Genomic DNA, 12,187 nt, shown 5'->3' with positions numbered 1-12,187 from the left:
TTTAACTTGTACTGAGGAAATACTAATGTCCAAAATTGTAAAAATCATCGGCCGTGAAATCATCGACTCACGCGGAAATCCGACTGTTGAAGCAGAAGTGCATCTGGAAGGTGGTTTTGTTGGTTTGGCCGCTGCGCCGTCGGGCGCTTCCACCGGTTCACGCGAAGCGCTTGAACTGCGTGACGGCGACAAATCCCGTTTCCTGGGTAAAGGCGTGACCAAAGCGGTTGGCGCTGTTAACGGCCCGATTGCCGAAGCCTTGCTGGGTAAAGACGCTAAAGACCAGGCCGCTCTCGACAAGATCATGATCGATCTCGACGGCACTGAAAACAAATCCAAATTCGGCGCCAATGCCATTCTGGCCGTATCACTGGCCGCCGCCAAGGCTGCCGCCGCGTCCAAGGGCATCCCGCTGTACGAACATATCGCCGAACTGAACGGCACCCCGGGCAAATTCTCCATGCCGTTGCCGATGATGAACATCATCAACGGCGGCGAACATGCCGACAACAACGTCGACATCCAGGAATTCATGATTCAGCCGGTAGGCGCGAAGACCGTTAAAGAAGCCATCCGTATGGGTTCCGAAGTTTTCCATAACCTGGCCAAAGTCCTGAAGTCCAAAGGTCTGAACACCGCGGTGGGTGACGAAGGCGGCTATGCGCCGAACCTGGAATCCAACTCCGCCGCCCTGGCCGCCATCAAGGAAGCCGTTGAGAAAGCCGGTTATGTGCTGGGTAAAGATATCACCCTGGCCATGGACTGCGCCGCGTCCGAATTCTATAACAAAGAAACCGGTAAATATGAGCTGAAGGGCGAAGGCAAAACCTTCACTTCTGAAGAATTTACCCATTATCTGGAAGGCCTGACCCATACCTATCCCATCAAGTCCATCGAAGACGGCCTTGATGAATCCGATTGGGACGGTTTTGCTTACCAGACCAAAGTGCTGGGCGACAAAATCCAGCTGGTGGGCGACGACCTGTTTGTAACCAATACCAAGATCCTGAAAGAAGGTATTGAAAAAGGCATTGCCAACTCCATCCTGATCAAATTCAACCAGATCGGTTCTTTGACTGAAACCCTGGCCGCCATCAAGATGGCGAAAGATGCCGGTTACACCACCATCATCTCCCACCGTTCCGGCGAAACCGAAGATGCCACCATTGCCGACCTGGCAGTAGGCACCGCGGCCGGCCAGATCAAGACCGGTTCCATGAGCCGTTCCGATCGCGTCGCTAAATACAACCAACTGATCCGTATCGAAGAAGCGTTGGGTTCACGCGCTCCTTTCAACGGTCTGAAAGAAGTGAAAGGCCAGGCGTAAAATCTTGGTGCCGGTAGTCAAAGCCCCATTGTGGTGGGGCTTTTGAGCCTACTGGCATAGTGCCCGGTCGGGACAGGATGCTAGATCGTAAACACGCCGTGAATCCGTCCCTGTAGGCTCGATCCACGCCATCCATTCCATGGCGTGGACGGTTTACTCTTCCAGCATCCTGTCCCGCCTTGTTGACTCCGTGCATATTTGTTAGTCGTCTGCGCCACATTCTTTTAGAATTTTCATCATCCTCTTACTTACCAACGCTATACATCCCTTAACCGCCGCTTTGCAATTAACGTGTTACCTTCCGTTATCGATTAGTGTTACTCTGCCCGCCACAATTTCGACCCGCCGGTGAAGCGGTGGAAGATAACATCCGCCGAATGTCGCGCTTTATGCCGGAAATCATCGCGGGTTTGGCCTAAGCCGCCTAATCTGTAATAATCAGCGCCCTATTTGATGTGACATCAATCGAGAAAAACATGCAGTACCCGCTCAACGAACTGTTTCAGACCCTCCAGGGTGAAGGCTACTTCACCGGCGTGCCCGCGATTTTTATCCGTCTGCAAGGCTGCCCGGTGGGCTGCAGCTGGTGCGATACCAAACACACCTGGCAACAAGATCCCCTCGAGGAAGTGCCGGTGGGGGATATCCCGCTGAAAACCGCGGACAGCGCGAAATGGGCCCTGGTATCGACGGAGGAGATGCTGGAGATTATCACGCAACAGGGCTATACCGCCCGCCATGTGGTGATAACCGGCGGCGAACCCTGCCTGCACGATCTCTTTGCGCTGACCCAGATGCTGGAGCAGCAGGGTTACAGCTGCCAGATTGAAACCAGCGGCACCCATGAAGTGCGCTGCACCAGCCAGACCTGGGTGACGGTATCGCCGAAAGTGGGGATGCGCGGCGGGCTGGAGATCCTGCCGCAGGCGCTGCAGCGTGCCGATGAAATCAAGCATCCGGTGGCGCGAGAGCGCGATATTGAACAGCTGGAAGCGCTGCTGGCCACGCTGGATGATGACAAGCCGCGCATTATCGCCCTGCAGCCGGTGAGTCAACAAGAAGCCGCCACCCGGCTGTGCATCGAAACCTGTATCGCCCGCAACTGGCGCTTATCCATGCAAACCCATAAATATCTGAATATTGCCTGATTCATGGCGTGCGTAATGTTTTAAATTTTTACGGCATCTCAATCACTATCTTGCCGAAAGCGCCCCGGTCGAGATGCTCCAGCGCCGCGGACAGATAGGCCATGGGATAACACTTATCGATGACCGGCTTCAGCCCGGTCCCGTCGACGGCTCTCACCAGGTCTTCCAGCCCACGGCGATGGCCGGTGCCGATACCCTGGATGGTTACGTCCTTGAACATTAACGGCGCGGACGGCGTCGTCGCCTCGAATCCCTCCAGCGCGCCTATTAAAGAGATGCGCCCGCCTACCGCCGAGGCTTGCACGGCCTTGCCGAGATGCGGACCGCCCACCAGCTCCAGAATGTGATCGGCGCCGCGATCGCCGGTTGCCTTGAGCACCGCCTCCACCCAATCATCCTGTCTGCGATCGATGACATGGTTCGCCCCCAGCGCCTTGGCGCGGGCGAGCTTGCCGGCGCTGCCGGAAACGATCGCTTCGGCCCCATGGGCCTTGGCGATTTGCAGGCCGAACAGCGCGACGCCGCCGGTACCTTCCACCAGTACCGTTTCACCGGCCCGCAGGTGGCCGCGCTCCACCAGGGCGAACCAGGCGGTAAGGCCGGCGCAGGGCAACGTGCTGGCCTGGGCATCCTCCAGCGTAGCCGGCGCCCGGACGAACCAGGCTTCCGGGAAGGCGACATATTCCGCCAACACGCCGGGGTAATAGCCGCCGAGGGTCCGGTAGGATGGCGTGCGGGCGTTGCCTTTACGGACCCCGTCGATCCAGTCGGGCGTAATGACGGAAATCACGCGGTCGCCGATGCTAAAGCGGATGGCGCTCTCGCCGAGGGCGACCACCGTTCCCGCCAGGTCGGAGCCGGGAGTGAAGGGAAAAGCAATGGGCAAGCCGCGGCCGTTCTCGATCACCATTTTATCGCGATAATTGAGTGAAACGGCCGCCACTTTAACCAGCACTTCCCCCCGTCCCGGCTTCGGTAGCGGAACTTCCCTCAGTTCCAGCCTGTTTAGACCGATTGCGTCCATCTCCCAGCGTCTCATGGTCTCAGTCATTTCTCACTCTCGTTGCGGGTTGTGGGCTAAGGGTTTTCCTCGGTGTTATCCGCTGTTCAGAGGCCCCTGCATGAATGTACCCACAATCTAACACGCTGGATTGTGCATGATAATGCGGTATAGTTTGCACAGACTGGTGAATGTGAGACAACTCTATGAAGGGAGCGGAATATGCCGAGCTGATGGCCTTTATGGCCGTTGCGGAGGAAAGGAGCTTTCGGCGGGCCGCGAAGCGGCTGGGCTTATCCCCTTCCGCCCTTAGCCATACCATCCGATCCCTAGAGGAGCGGCTGGGGGCGAGGCTGCTCAACCGCACAACCCGGAGCGTCGCGCCCACTCACGCCGGGCAGGCGTTATCCGACCGTTTGCGCCCCGCCATCGCCGACATGGAAGGCGCCGTGCGGGATGTGGGCGCCTATCAGGTGCAGCCGAGGGGCGTTGTGCGCGTGAACCTGCCGCGCATCGCCGCCCGCCTTGTCGTAACGCCGAGCCTCTCCGGCTTCTTGTCGCAATACCCCGGAGTCAGGCTTGACCTGGTGATTGATGACAACCTCACCGACGTTGTGGCCGGGGGTTTCGATGCCGGAATTCGCTCGGGGGATTTGGTACAGCAGGATATGGTTGCGGTCAGGTTGACGCCGGATCTGCGGATGGCCGTGGTCGGCACACCGGCTTATTTCTCGAGCCGATCCTTTCCTCAGACGCCCCGGGACATTCGCAATCATGTGTGCATAACCTATCGGTGGAGTGAAACCGGCGCTTTGTTTCGCTGGCACTTTGAAGGTCACGGCGAGTCTATCGACGTCGATGTGGATAGCGTGGTGACCGCCAACGACACGGACCTGCTGCTGACGGCGGCGCTGCAAGGCACGGGGCTGGCATTCCTTCCCGAAAGCTTCGTGGCGGCCCGCATAAAGAGCGGGGAGCTTATCCAGGTGCTGGAGAGCTGGTGCAAGCCCTTTGCGGGATTTTATCTCTATTATCCCAGCAAGCCGCATATGCCCGCGGCGCTAAGAGCCTTCATCGACTTTATCAAGCTGCCGGCTTCGCCCCTGGCGCCGGGGGATATGGCTGCGCCGGCGCAGACGCGCAAGCCATGACGAAATGCGTGTTCCATATCGCCATGGGTGCTGTCGTTGGGATAGAGCAGCGAGATAGAGCAGCGAGATAAAGCAGCGAGGTAAAGGGGTTATTACTCTTCACCGCGGTAAATACAGCCGGCGGTGCAGGTTTCCTTCACCATGATGGCGCTAAGCAACGGCAAGCGCGGCTTCAGCTGGCGCCAAATCCAGCGGGCGAGGATTTCGCTGGTGGGATTCTCAAGGCCGGGAATATCGTTCAGATAATAGTGATCCAGCTGTTCCAGCACCGGGCTGAACAGGGTCTTCAATTCACCGAAATCCATTACCCAGCCGGAATGGGGATCCACCGGGCCGGTAATTTCCACTCGCACCATAAACGAATGCCCGTGCAGGCGGCCGCATTTATGGCCGTCGGGCACATGGGGCAGACGGTGCGCCGCCTCAAAGGTAAAATCTTTAAATAACGTGGTTACCACGATGGGGCCTCTTTAAAAAACGAACGTTGCATGGTACAGAAATACCGCAAATCTTGCCATGCAATAATTAGCCGCAATTCTAATGCACTTTTACCGCTTTGCCCGGCGCATGTCCTGGATTTTCGTCGCTTGCGGTCACCGTCCCCATCCCTTTTGGCAGGAGCGGACAGGGGGTTATTACTTTAATCGATAAGTTTAACCGAAATTACTCTTTAGGCTATTTGGTTATTTATTATTGCCATCGCATCTTTTATAGATTGCATCACACTGGGTAACCTTACAAACTCTAACGATCCCATAATAAATGCCCGGCTATCCCGGTAAGCATAAGGAAATTCAGCAGCAATGACGACTCAGGCTCCACCCACTTCTTTGCTCCCGTTGGATCCGGAACAATTGGCCCGTTTGCAAGCCGCCACCGGCGACCTCTCACCCTTGCAAATGGCCTGGCTATCCGGTTACTTTTGGGGGCAGGTCCAGCAACCGGTCACGGCGGTAGCCGCCGCGGCGCCGGCCCAGCCCAAGGCTCAGTCCGTCACGTTGCTGTCCGCCTCGCAAACCGGCAATGCGCGGCGGCTGGCCGAACAGCTGCGGGATGCCCTGATAGCCGCCCAGCTGGATGTCAATCTGGTGAACGCCGGCGACTATCGATTCAAGAATATCGCCCAGGAAAAGCTCCTGGTGATTATCGCCTCCACCCAGGGCGAGGGGGATCCGCCGGAAGAAGCGGTGGCCCTCTATAAATACCTGTTTTCGAAAAAGGCGCCGCGCCTGGATGATACCCAGTTTGCCGTATTCGGTCTGGGGGATACCTCATATGAGCATTTTGCCAAAATCGGCAAGGATTTTGATCAGCGCCTGGCGGAGCTCGGCGGGCAACGGCTGCATGACCGGGTTGATGCCGATGTGGAATATCAGGCCGTGGCGGAAGCCTGGCGCAAGGATATCGTAGCGCTGCTCAAAGAGCGGATCCCGCGGGAAAGCCCGGCGGGGCAGCAACAGACCCTGAGCGGCGCCCTGGACCAAGTGGATGCGACGCCTTATACCAAAGAGCAGCCGCTGGCGGCGACGCTGTCGGTAAATCAAAAAATCACCAGCCGCCGGTCGGTAAAAGATATCCGGCACCTGGAAATTTCGCTGGGGGATTCCGGCCTGCGTTATCAGCCGGGTGATGCCCTGGGCGTCTGGTTTGAAAATGACCCGGCCCTGGTGGATGAGCTGTTGGAACTGCTGTGGCTCAAAGGCGAGCAGCCGGTGCAGGTGGACGGCACGCTGATGCCCCTGGCGGAGGCCCTGCGCGGCCATATTGAACTGACCCAGAATACCACCGTCATCGTGGAAAAATACGCCGCCCTGGCCCGTGATGAGGGATTGCTGTCCCTTACGGCCGATAAAGCCGCGCTGCAGCACTATGCCCAGACCACGCCCATCGTGGATATGGTCCGGCAGGCGCCGGCGGAGCTGACCCCGGAGCAGCTGCTGGGCTTGCTCAGACCGCTGACGCCGCGCCTCTATTCCATCGCGTCGTCACAGGCCGAGACGGAAGACGAGGTGCACATTACCGTCGCCGCCGTGCGTTATGAGGTGGACGGACGGGCCCGCGCCGGCGGAGCGTCCGGATATCTGGCGGATCGGCTGGCGGAAGATGGTCAGGTGCGCGTTTTTATCGAGCATAATGATAATTTCCGCCTGCCCGAGAGCGGCGACACGCCGGTCATCATGATTGGTCCCGGCACCGGCATCGCCCCGTTTCGCGCGTTTATGCAGCAGCGGGAAGCGGATGGCGCCACCGGCAAGAACTGGCTGTTTTTCGGCAACCCGCATTTTACCGATGATTTCCTGTATCAGGTGGAATGGCAACGCTATAAAAAAGAGGGATTGCTCACCCGGATAGATCTCGCCTGGTCCCGGGATCAGGCCCAGAAAATTTATGTCCAGGATCGGTTGTGTGAGCAAGGCGCGGAAGTCTGGCGCTGGCTCCAGCAGGGCGCGCATATTTATGTTTGCGGCGATGCCAATCATATGGCAAAGGACGTCGAGCAGGCATTGCTGCAACTGGTGGCCGAACACGGCGGCATGGATACTGAACAGGCCGATGAATTTTTAAGTGAACTGCGCGTTGAGCGCCGTTATCAGCGGGACGTCTATTAATGAGTGAAAAAAAACCTTCCCCGCCCCTGTCCGATAATGAGCGGATAAAAGGGCAGAGCAATTTTCTGCGCGGTACCATCGCCGAAGATCTTAACGACACGTTAACCGGCGGATTTACCAGCGATAATTTCCAGCTGATCCGCTTTCACGGCATGTATCAGCAGGATGACCGCGATCTGCGTGCCGAACGGGCCGAGCAGAAGCTGGAGCCGCTTATCAATATGATGCTGCGCTGCCGCCTGCCGGGGGGGATTATCACCCCTAAGCAATGGCTGGCCATCGATGAGTTCGCCGCCTCGGATACCCTGTACGGCAGCATTCGTCTCACCACCCGCCAGACCTTTCAGTTCCACGGTGTGCTTAAGCCCCATTTGAAGAAAGCGCATCAGATGCTGCACCGGCTGGGACTGGATTCCATCGCCACCGCCGGCGACGTTAACCGCAACGTGATGTGCAGCGCCAACCCGGTGGAGTCTGTGCTGCATCAGCAAGCCTATGAATGGGCGAAAAAAATATCCGAGCATCTGCTGCCCAGAACCCATGCCTACGCCGAAGTTTGGCTGGATGGTGAAAAAAGCGAAACCACCGATTCCGAACCGATTCTCGGGCCCGCTTATCTGCCGCGCAAGTTCAAAACCACGGTAGTTGTACCGCCCCTGAACGATGTGGATGCCTATGCCCACGATCTTAACTTCGTGGCCATCAGCGAACAGGGGCAATTAGTCGGCTTTAATGTCCTGGTGGGGGGCGGCCTGGCCATGACCCATGGCGATACCTCCACCTATCCCCGCGCCGCCAGCGAATTCGGCTACATTCCGGCGGAGCACACCCTGGCGTTCGCCGAGGCGGTGGTGGGCGTCCAGCGCGACTGGGGCAACCGTTCCAATCGCAAAAATGCCCGCACCAAATATACCTTGGAACGGGTGGGGGTTGAGGCGTTCAAAGCGGAAGTGGAAAGGCGCGCCGGCATTCAATTCGAACCCATCCGCCCTTATCATTTTACCGAACGGGGCGATCGTTTCGGCTGGGTCAAAGGGGTGGAAAACCGCTGGCATCTTACCCTCTTTATTGAAAACGGCCGTATACTGGATTATCCGGACCGATTGCTCAAAACCGGGATGGCGGAGATCGCCCGTATCCATAAAGGGGATTTCCGGCTGACCGCCAACCAAAACCTGATTGTCGCCGGCGTGGCGACCCGTGATAAAGCCAAAATCGAAGCGCTGGCACGGCAATACGGCCTGATCAATGACGACGTGACTCCGCAGCGCAAGGCCTCAATGGCCTGCGTGGCGTTCCCGACCTGTCCGCTGGCCATGGCGGAAGCGGAGCGTTTTCTGCCGGGGTTCGTGACCCAAGTGGAAGGGATCATGTCGGCCCACGGACTGGCGAACGACGAGATCATTTTAAGGGTGACCGGCTGCCCCAACAGCTGCGGCCGTTCCATGCTGGCGGAAATCGGCCTGGTGGGCAAAGCCGTCGGCCGCTATAACCTCTATCTGGGCGGCGATCGCAGCGGTGTGCGTATTCCGCGCATGTACCGGGAAAATATCACCGACAGCGAGATTTTAAAGATTATTGATGATACGACCGGCCGCTGGGCCGCCGAGCGCCAGCCGCAGGAAGCCTTTGGCGATTTTGTCTTGCGTGCCGGTATCGTCAAGCCGGTTATCGATCCGGCCCGCGACTTCTACGATTAACCCGGGGGTTTCTATGACCGAACTGAATCTGAACAGCCTTAACGCGCTGGATAAGGCGCAACAGACGGAGGCCCTGGCCGATATCAACCTTCGGCTGGAGGCGCTGACCGCCGAACAGAGGGTGGGCTGGGCGCTGGACAACCTGCCGGGGGAAGTGGTGCTGTCGTCCAGTTTCGGCATCCAGGCGGCGGTGTGTCTGCATCTGGTCACCCGACAACGGCTGAATATCCCGGTGATCCTCACCGATACCGGTTATTTGTTCCCGGAAACCTATCAGTTTATCGACGCCCTGACCGAAAAATTGCAGCTTAACCTGCAGGTCTTTCGCGCACAGCTGTCCCCCGCCTGGCAGGAAGCCCGCTACGGCAAGCTGTGGGAGCAGGGGGTGGAAGGTATCGAGCAATATAACCAAATGAATAAAGTCGAGCCCATGAACCGGGCGCTGAGCCAGCTGCAGGCGCAAAGCTGGCTGGCCGGCCTGCGCCGGGAGCAGTCCGGCAGCCGCGCCCGCCTGCCGGTGCTGGCTATCCAGCGCGGCGTATTCAAGCTGCTGCCGATTATCGACTGGGATAACCGCCAGGTGTACCAGTATCTGAAGCAGCATGGCCTGGATTACCATCCGCTGTGGGAACAGGGTTATCTTTCGGTGGGGGATACCCACACCACACGCAAATGGGAGCCGGGTATGAGCGAAGAGGAAACCCGCTTTTTCGGCCTGAAGCGGGAATGCGGCCTGCACGAGGGCTGAGTTCGTGGTAAAACCTGCCGTGCCGCCTTTTCACGGTATAAGTTGCAGGTGTGTTGGCAATACTCGGCTTATCCATGAGCCTCGCCCCTATCGGGGCCGCGACGAATCGCGTTCAAATCTGTTCCCGGCAGATTTGTCGCGGCGTCGCCGCCTTCCTGCAACTCGAATTATTTAGGGTATATTAATAAATCCCGCTAATCTATTTATAGGTTTAAATTATTGCAGAGCCTTGGTGGCGAATTATTCAGCATGCTGAAGTATGATAAATCTTTGTTTAAATATAACTGACTGAAACAAATCTAAGAATAAATATATCTTTATGTACCTTGGTTTTACCGGTCATTCATCATGACCTCATGTAAATTAATATGTCGCTATTCATAATTGTACGATCGTTAAAATCGGCATCTGCGTATGCTCTTTTCCCCAAACCCCGCCTAACGGCCTTATTTGTGACAGGCAGATGAATTTTTTTGGTCTTATATTTGCTGATTGTTTCCCGCTGCTTCCAGTTGTGCTGCAATGTCTATTGAAAGCCCATGATTTTCTTAATATCTTATCTTGTGATGCGACAGGACGCTCATTCATCCGCCTTGCCAAGTCTGACACAAATCATACTTAATCCTTAATTTCTTCATGATTTTTACGCAGAACTTACATTACAAGGGATTATTTTTCTTTAATGGAATAATAACGGCACTAAATAGTCTGTCTTTGAATAAATATCAGAAAACCTCAAAGAAAATTGTTACCTGGACGAACTTTTCAACGCGCCGGATTACCTTCATTTTTAACGCTAGCGGCCAGACGGATAAATGACGCCATGCCGGCATGCCGCACTACGTTGGCCATTATCTTTTAACATTCATTCAATCTGACGGGTTATATCATGAACATAAAATTTTGTATCGCCGGCGTTTTCATCGCAATACCTATTCTTTTCTCAGACGTGGTCTTCGCCGATCCGATCGTTGCTCCGTTCTGGACCGGCAATATGATGGATGATTTCAAACGGCCCAAACCCGCGCCGGTCGTCACCGCAAGCCAAAAGACCGCCGCCGCCCAGCCGCAGGCCTCAAAGATGAGCGGCGAGGTGAAAACGGGCATGGGCGCGCCTTTCTGGTCCGGTAACGCCATTGGGACTAAATAATCCCCCGGTAAGTGTAAGTTAGCCGGCGGCGGGCGAACCACGCACCGTTGCCGGCGATTATCCCTTGGGCTTATCTGCCCCGGTGAGTCTTTCCAGCATCGGTCCGAGCAGCGCCAAGCTATCCCGGGCGCGTTTACCCATTTGGCCGGTGAGGTGGCGATCCAGGTAGGTCAGATTATCGAGGGGACTCTGGTAACGCACCATGCCGTGGGGGAAATTGCGGCTGACGTTGCGTTCACGGCATCGGTTTCCGGCGATGCCCGAACCGACATCCAGTACCGCGAAGCCGGCTTTGGCGAAGGGCAGGGCGTCGGTGCTGCATTCGGCGGCGGCGCGGATGCCGGTATTGAGTATCAACGGAATGCCCGCCTGTCGCGCCCGGGTTCCCAGGTCTTTAACCAGCCCCAGCAGACGGCTGTCGCCGCTGTCCGGACTGTAGTCCACCCGCAGTTTTTCGCCGCCGATCAGGCTATCAAGATTAATCACCAACAGAGTATTGCGCTTTTCCTGCGGCGTCATCCGCTGTAGATAATCCTCGGCCCCCAGGGTCTCGGGTTCGCCGGCGCTGAGCGCCACGAAACGCACCCCTACCGCGAGGGGAACCGGCCCGAGCCGCCGGGCCAGATCGAGCATGACGCCGACGCCGGAGGCATTATCGTCCACCCCCTGCAAGGTTAATCCCCCAAGATTGTTATTCAGATCGCCGTCGCTGCGCGGCATAAACGTATCTGAATGGGCAATGACCAAGATTTCGCCGCCGGTGGCGCCGGCTTTGGCGGCAATCACCGAGGTGGCGGAAATCTTGCGCCAGTCGGCCTTGCCGTCGCTGCCATGAAATTGGTATCGGGTATTAAAGGTACGCAGATTGCTTTGATAACCCATCTGCGCCAGGCGCCGCTGCAGGTATTCCGCAGCCATCAATTCAGCCGGACTTCCCGCCATGCGCCCGGGGAAATAGGTGGCGATATAGCGCATCTGCTCTTGCGCATAATGGTCTGGCGCCGCGAAGGCCGGCAGACATACCGTCAGCAAACCGCTTAAGCCCAGAACGAGCCTGGCGCGCTTACTGTGGCCCACGAACCTGGTTCGCGTAATGCGACCGAGGTGAAACATAAACCTTTTCCTTGTTAATCGATGCGGCTGTCTGTATTGCCGCTACTCACTGGGTATAGTATGTAACGCCCGCAGGGCTAACACAATTTGTACCCTCCGGCTTATGGCGCTTACCGCACGATTGGTTGCGCTTCGGCGGCCGTATGTCAATTGCAGCGTTATTCCATTAAAGCAAATGTAATTCCAATTAAGAATTTAATAGAACCTATCTGCAAGACGTATAGTCATTTTATTGCTAAGT

Annotated in this window: 10 protein-coding genes; 7 read left to right on the top strand and 3 right to left on the bottom strand. The window is 56.8% G+C overall.

All coding sequences use genetic code 11. From position 1 onward, the window contains the following. Positions 1-25 precede the first annotated feature (25 nt). Both eno and queE read left to right on the top strand, forming a co-directional pair. Positions 26-1,327, top strand: a complete 1,302-nt coding sequence (eno, locus tag GTU79_RS22740; protein WP_132926127.1) for a phosphopyruvate hydratase — start codon at positions 26-28, stop codon at positions 1,325-1,327. 476 nt (positions 1,328-1,803) lie between these two features. Beyond that, positions 1,804-2,475, top strand: a complete 672-nt coding sequence (gene queE / locus GTU79_RS22735; RefSeq protein ID WP_132926129.1) for a 7-carboxy-7-deazaguanine synthase QueE — start codon at positions 1,804-1,806, stop codon at positions 2,473-2,475. A gap of 28 nt (positions 2,476-2,503) precedes the next feature. On the opposite strand, the gene GTU79_RS22730 is transcribed toward queE, so the two are convergent. After that, entirely contained in the window at positions 2,504-3,526 is a 1,023-nt protein-coding gene (locus tag GTU79_RS22730; RefSeq protein WP_203523827.1) for a zinc-dependent alcohol dehydrogenase family protein, read from the bottom strand. Between the two features lie 155 nt (positions 3,527-3,681). Here GTU79_RS22730 and GTU79_RS22725 point away from each other — a divergent pair, with 155 nt between their 5' ends. Next, on the top strand, positions 3,682-4,626 hold the full coding sequence (locus tag GTU79_RS22725; protein ID WP_203523826.1) for a LysR family transcriptional regulator: 945 nt from the start codon (positions 3,682-3,684) through the stop codon (positions 4,624-4,626). A gap of 92 nt (positions 4,627-4,718) precedes the next feature. Here GTU79_RS22725 and queD read toward each other — a convergent pair whose 3' ends face one another. After that, positions 4,719-5,087 (bottom strand): 6-carboxytetrahydropterin synthase QueD, encoded by a 369-nt coding sequence (gene queD / locus GTU79_RS22720; protein WP_165934302.1) that lies wholly within the window; start codon positions 5,085-5,087, stop codon positions 4,719-4,721. A gap of 342 nt (positions 5,088-5,429) precedes the next feature. Here queD and cysJ point away from each other — a divergent pair, with 342 nt between their 5' ends. From cysJ to GTU79_RS22700, 4 genes are all read left to right on the top strand, one after another. Continuing rightward, positions 5,430-7,235: an NADPH-dependent assimilatory sulfite reductase flavoprotein subunit gene (cysJ, locus tag GTU79_RS22715; protein WP_203523825.1), complete on the top strand. Its 1,806-nt coding sequence runs from the start codon at positions 5,430-5,432 to the stop codon at positions 7,233-7,235. Continuing rightward, positions 7,235-8,935, top strand: coding sequence for an assimilatory sulfite reductase (NADPH) hemoprotein subunit (gene cysI / locus GTU79_RS22710; protein WP_203523824.1), 1,701 nt, complete (start codon positions 7,235-7,237; stop codon positions 8,933-8,935). Before cysJ ends, cysI begins: the two co-directional genes overlap by 1 nt. Positions 8,936-8,948: 13 nt before the next feature. Beyond that, positions 8,949-9,683: a phosphoadenylyl-sulfate reductase gene (locus GTU79_RS22705; protein ID WP_203523823.1), complete on the top strand. Its 735-nt coding sequence runs from the start codon at positions 8,949-8,951 to the stop codon at positions 9,681-9,683. A gap of 889 nt (positions 9,684-10,572) precedes the next feature. Continuing rightward, positions 10,573-10,833: a hypothetical protein gene (locus GTU79_RS22700; protein WP_132926140.1), complete on the top strand. Its 261-nt coding sequence runs from the start codon at positions 10,573-10,575 to the stop codon at positions 10,831-10,833. Between the two features lie 57 nt (positions 10,834-10,890). Here GTU79_RS22700 and GTU79_RS22695 read toward each other — a convergent pair whose 3' ends face one another. Next, a complete protein-coding gene (locus GTU79_RS22695; protein WP_203523822.1) occupies positions 10,891-11,946 on the bottom strand; it encodes an aminopeptidase in 1,056 nt (351 codons plus the stop codon). Positions 11,947-12,187: the final 241 nt, after the last annotated feature.

Source organism: Sodalis ligni (assembly GCF_016865525.2).
Taxonomy (GTDB): Bacteria; Pseudomonadota; Gammaproteobacteria; order Enterobacterales; family Enterobacteriaceae; genus Acerihabitans; species Acerihabitans ligni.
The sequence above is the reverse complement of the archived record's forward strand: the minus strand, read 5'-3'. Positions and strand labels throughout refer to the sequence as shown.